This is a genomic window from Streptomyces niphimycinicus (assembly GCF_018883605.1).
Lineage (GTDB): Bacteria > Actinomycetota > Actinomycetes > Streptomycetales > Streptomycetaceae > Streptomyces > Streptomyces niphimycinicus.
Genome location: NZ_JAHLEM010000368.1, coordinates 1 through 4,336 on the forward strand (window position 1 = coordinate 1; position 4,336 = coordinate 4,336).

Below are 4,336 nucleotides of genomic sequence, written 5' to 3' on the forward strand. Positions count from 1 at the left end.
CCACCAGAGGATGACCCTCGCCGATGGCACCGAGCTCTCCCCGGCGCTGGGGATCGGTGCCTTCGCCGAGAAGACGCTCGTCGCCGCCGGCCAGTGCACCAAGGTCGATCCGGCCGCCGCGGCCACCGCGGCCGGGCTCCTGGGCTGCGGGGTGATGGCCGGTCTGGGCGCCGCCATCAACACCGGCGGGGTCGGCCGCGGCGACTCGGTGGCCGTCATCGGCTGCGGTGGGGTCGGCGCCGCCGCGATCTGCGGATCGGCCCTCGCCGGGGCGGCCCGCATCATCGCCGTCGACATCGACGACCGCAAACTCGCCACGGCCCGCGGACTCGGCGCCACCCACACCGTCAACTCCGCCACCACCGACGCCGTCGACGCCATCCGGGAACTCACCGACGGCAACGGGGCGGACGTGGTCATCGACGCCGTCGGCCGACCCGAGACCTATGAGCAGGCGTTCTACGCCCGGGACCTGGCCGGGACCGTCGTCCTGGTGGGAGTGCCCACCCCGGAGATGAAGCTGGAGCTGCCGCTGCTCGACGTCTTCGGCCGTGGTGGCGCCCTCAAGTCCTCCTGGTACGGGGACTGTCTGCCCTCCCGGGACTTCCCCATGCTCATCGACCTGTACACCCAGGGCCGTCTGGACCTGGACGCCTTCGTGACCGAGACCATCGGACTCGACGAGGTGGAGCAGGCGTTCACCCGGATGCACCAGGGCGATGTGCTGCGCTCGGTGGTGGTCCTGTGAGCGGCGCCGCCCGTATCGACCACCTCGTCACCTCCGGCACCTTCAGCCTCGACGGTGGCACCTGGGACGTGGACAACAACGTCTGGATCGTCGGCGATGACACCGAGGCCCTGGTCATCGACCCTGCCCATGACGCCGAAGCCGTCCTCCGGGTGCTCGGCGACCGCAGGGTCACCGCCATCGTGTGCACCCACGCCCACGACGACCACATCAACGCCGTCCCCGCGCTCGCCGAACGCACCGGGGCGCCCGTCCTGCTCCACCTCGACGACCTGGTCCTGTGGCACCGGACCCACCCCGACCGGGCGCCGGACGGTGAGCTGGCCCACGGCCAGGAACTCACCGTGGCCGGGATCAGCCTGACCGTGCTGCACACCCCCGGCCACGCGCCGGGCGCGGTCTGCCTCTACGCACCGGCGCTGGACACCGTCTTCACCGGGGACACCCTCTTCCAGGGCGGACCCGGTGCCACCGGCCGGTCCTTCTCCGACTTCCCGACCATCATCGACTCGATCCGGAACCGGTTGCTCCCGCTGCCGCCCGGGACCACGGTCCGCACCGGCCACGGGGACGCCACCACCGTCGACGCCGAAGCGCCGCGGCTTCAGGAGTGGATCGCCCGCGGCCACTGAGGCCCGGTGCGCGGGGCGGTGGCGGTCACCGCCCCGCCCCGGCCCCCGCGAGCCCCAGCCGGGCCAGCCGCCCCGCGGCCCCGGTGAGCGCGGAGAGCACCTCGCCAGGTCCGGGGGCGGCGCGGCCTCGTTCCACACCGCGGTGTAGCGGCACATCGGGGCGTCCTCCAGCTCGAGCGCCACCAGCCCCAGCAGCGGATGGGCCGTATAGGACACCGGCCGGAGCATCACCGTCGCTCCGGCCGTGAGCCGTGCGTGGGCCACGCTCAGCCAGGTCTCGTGGACCGCCGGTACCCCGCCCACCGACGCCGCCAGGCGTGCACCGCGTGCCAGTGTCCCGGATGGCTCGACCGCGGCCACGTCAGCCACTCGTACCCGGCCACTCGTACCCGGCGCCGGACCGCCAGCGGATGATCGGGGGCCACCACCGCGCACCACGGCTCGCCGCCCACGTCCCGCTCGGCCAGTCCGTCCACCCCGGACTCCAGCTCCAGACCCTGCGCTTGCCGACTATCTTGTCCGTGCAGGTCACGCGGCATGTCTGTATTCGTGGAGGATGCCGCCAAGGCGGTCGTGGCCTCGGATGTCGAGGTCGTTCAGCTTGTCGGGATCGTCGATTGGTGTGGGCAGGGGGTGTAGCGGTCGGGCGTTCGCGATGCCCTGGTGTGGTCGGTGTCCGTTGTAGAACTGCTCGAACTCTCGTAGGGCGTGGAGGAGGTGGCGCTGGTTCCAGATCAAGGTCCGGTCCAGGAGCTCGGACGGCGTCGAGCAGGGTGGGGAACTTCCCGTCCCTGTCCCGGTTCATGAGCCGTGCCCGGAAGCCGAGGTCTTCGAGGTCCATGACGAGGTTCTTCGCCGCTTGCGCTACCCAGGAGGCGGTGGGATGTGTGGTGGCGCCCAGGACGCGGATGCGGCGCCTGCTGTGTTCGATCACGACGAGCACGTACATCCGTCCCCCCCGACAGAGTGATGGTTTCCGTGAAGTCGCAGGTCAGCAGGGCATCAGCCTGAGTGCGAAGGAAGGTGGCCCAGGTACTGGAGTTCCGCTCGGGCGCTGGGTCGATGCCTGCCTCCTTGAGGATTTCCCAGACGGTGGACGCGCCCACCTTCACCCCCAGCACAAGCAGCTCGCCGTGCAGGCGCCGGTACCCCCAGCTCGGGTTCTCCTTCGCCAGGCGCAGCACCAGGATGCGGATGGAGCGCACGGTGCGTGGCCGTCCCGGGCGTTTGGGTCGGCAGGAGGAGGCATGGCGGCGTTTGACGAGGTTGCGGTGCCAACGCAGCGCCGTGTCGGGGCGGACGAGCAGCCGTAGTCTTCGCAGGACGTGCGGTGGCAGCCGATGCACCGGCTCCCACCAGGACGGATCAGGTTTCCGGCAAGGGCAGGGCTGTTCGGCCATTTCGCCGGACATGATCCGGTCCGGCACGGGTTCCTGCGGGTTCGGAGTCGTGGCGGACATGCGTGGAGCCTCGAAGGCTTGAGTTGTCCTCCGTGGGATCAGTGGGCGCACGTCCTTGCCGGCGATGGCCTCCGCGGCTGCTCGCCCGCACACACGGCCCGCGCCGTGGGCCGCGTGCGGCGGACGCATGATGGCACCGGCTCCGGTGCGCACGGCGGATGCCCGGTAACAGGACGCGCTGGGTTTTGTGCTTCTCTCACCTGGTGCGGGTGATCTGGGTCGGTGTCATTCGGCGAGGGCATGAGCGGCGTGGCCCCGCCGCGGCAGGCCACTGACGTTTCGCACATCTGGTGCTGTGTCAGCCCAGCGCCTCCAGTACCACCGTGCGGGCGGTGGCGGCGAGGGCGAGGTCCGCGAGGCGGCGGCAGCCGTGGAGGGTATGGGCCGCCAGTACGGCGCGCACGTCGCCCAGACATCTGGGCGCGGCTGACAGGCTTGTCACGCCGAGGCCGACCAGGACCAGCGCGAGTGCGGGGTCGGCGGCAGCCTCGCCGAGACCATGGGGGCCATCACCCACACCTCGGCGTCGCTTCCTTCGGCCGCGGTGGCGATCGCGGCCGGCTGGGTGTCAAGCAGTTCCGGGTCGCGGGTCGCGGGTCGCGGACCCCGTACACCCAGGGCCGGGTTGGGCTCGTCGGCCGCGGTGACGAACGGCAGCGGCTTGTCCGCGCCCGCATCCAGAGTACGCACGACGACGCGGCGCCCTGTGAAGGCGGCGAACACCTCCCGGTAGGCCGCTGTTTGCTCGTCCAAGGAGGGAACTTCGGCACGGTCGAGCCCGACCCGCTGCCAGAGGTCGTCGCTGCGGCGGATGTCACTTCGTGCAGCGCGCCGAGGTTGACGAGTAGCTTGACCGGGTGGCCGTCGGCCGTACGGACCGGTCCGCGCACCTCGGCCACCCGCTCGCAGCGTCGCCGCTCGCGCGCTTCCGCCGCGGCGACGACCTCTGGCAGCGGGTCGGGCTCGATGGTGCCGGAGGTGGCGTCGACGAGCACCTGTTGGCCCTCGGCGAGCGTCCCGGCACCATCGCAGCCCACCACGGCGGGCAGGCCGAGTGCCTCGGCGAGGATGGCGGTGTGGCTGGTGGGCCCGCCGTGCTCGGTGACCAGGGCGAGGACCTGGGACGGGTCGAGCAGGGCGGTGTCGGCGGGGGCGAGGTCGTCGGCAACCAGGATGTAGGGGTGGCCGAGCTCGGGCAGGCCAGGCATCGGCAGCCCCAGCAGCCGTGCCATCGCACGGTCCCGCAGGTCGTCCAGGTCGGCGACGCGGTTGGCGAAGTATCCGCCGGCTGACTCGAGCGCGGTGCGGAATTCGCTGGAGGCGCCGGCCAGTGCGTGCGCGGCGTCGGTGCCTTCGGCTACCAGGGTCTCGGCGCGGTCGGCCAGCGCCGGGTCCGCGACCATCAGCACCTGTGCGGACAGCACCGCGGCGGCGGCACCGGAGGCGGCGGCCGCGCGCTGCTCCAGGTCGCCGTCGATCTGGAGCAGCGCGGCGCG

6 protein-coding genes and 2 pseudogenes are annotated in these 4,336 nt (G+C 71.9%); 2 read left to right on the plus strand and 6 right to left on the minus strand.

The features are described from left to right. Together KN815_RS29230 and KN815_RS29235 are read left to right on the plus strand one after the other, a co-directional pair. Nucleotides 1-748 (plus strand): zinc-binding dehydrogenase (locus KN815_RS29230; protein ID WP_216344892.1); only part of this gene is annotated, 748 nt, incomplete at its 5' end. After that, nucleotides 745-1,380: an MBL fold metallo-hydrolase gene (locus KN815_RS29235; RefSeq protein ID WP_216344893.1), complete on the plus strand. Its 636-nt coding sequence runs from the start codon at nucleotides 745-747 to the stop codon at nucleotides 1,378-1,380. The genes KN815_RS29230 and KN815_RS29235, both read left to right, overlap by 4 nt. A 25-nt stretch (nucleotides 1,381-1,405) precedes the next feature. On the opposite strand, the gene KN815_RS51645 is transcribed toward KN815_RS29235, so the two are convergent. The 6 genes and pseudogenes from KN815_RS51645 to KN815_RS50805 form a co-directional block, all read right to left on the minus strand. Further along, a complete protein-coding gene (locus KN815_RS51645) occupies nucleotides 1,406-1,534 on the minus strand; it encodes a hypothetical protein (protein ID WP_301184658.1) in 129 nt (42 codons plus the stop codon). A 112-nt stretch (nucleotides 1,535-1,646) separates the two neighbouring features. After that, nucleotides 1,647-1,919 (minus strand): LysR substrate-binding domain-containing protein, encoded by a 273-nt coding sequence (locus KN815_RS29240; protein ID WP_216344894.1) that lies wholly within the window; start codon nucleotides 1,917-1,919, stop codon nucleotides 1,647-1,649. Then, nucleotides 1,909-2,780 (minus strand): annotated as a pseudogene (locus tag KN815_RS29245) (transposase family protein). Before KN815_RS29245 ends, KN815_RS29240 begins: the two are co-directional and overlap by 11 nt. Nucleotides 2,781-3,138: 358 nt before the next feature. Next, nucleotides 3,139-3,357, minus strand: coding sequence for a hypothetical protein (locus KN815_RS50795; RefSeq protein WP_253209310.1), 219 nt, complete (start codon nucleotides 3,355-3,357; stop codon nucleotides 3,139-3,141). After that, nucleotides 3,279-3,563, minus strand: coding sequence for a putative PEP-binding protein (locus KN815_RS50800; RefSeq protein WP_253209309.1), 285 nt, complete (start codon nucleotides 3,561-3,563; stop codon nucleotides 3,279-3,281). The genes KN815_RS50795 and KN815_RS50800 overlap by 79 nt, the downstream gene beginning before the upstream one ends. A gap of 308 nt (nucleotides 3,564-3,871) precedes the next feature. Beyond that, nucleotides 3,872-4,327 (minus strand): annotated as a pseudogene (locus tag KN815_RS50805) (PEP-utilizing enzyme); the annotation flags it as partial. Nucleotides 4,328-4,336: the final 9 nt, after the last annotated feature.